A 259-nucleotide genomic window follows, 5' to 3' on the forward strand; every position below is an offset into this window, starting at 1 on the left:
GGTTGATGACACCGCATTACGCCTGAACTCGCGAGGCGAGCGGTATTTCAGGGCTTTGTGCGGGTGGCGCTCATTGTAGTGTTCGAACGCGATAGCCAGACGCGAGAGCGCCGTTGGTGCGTCGGGCTTGTCCATATAGGCGACGTAATTGTGCTTCATGGTCTTCACGAACGATTCCGCCATGCCATTGCTCTGCGGCGAACGGACCGGTGTGGTCAGCGGCTCAAGACCCAGTTCGCGAGCGAAGCTGCGCGTGCGG

Annotated in this window: 1 protein-coding gene; it reads right to left on the reverse strand. The window is 60.2% G+C overall.

Annotated features, from left to right (window positions below):
• On the reverse strand, positions 1-259 hold a 259-nt coding region (locus SB724_RS20765; RefSeq protein ID WP_410572828.1), incomplete at both ends, for an integrase core domain-containing protein.

The sequence above is a fragment of the Bacillus sp. SIMBA_031 genome (genome assembly GCF_046535225.1).
GTDB classification, from domain to species: Bacteria; Bacillota; Bacilli; order Bacillales; family Bacillaceae; genus Bacillus; species Bacillus velezensis.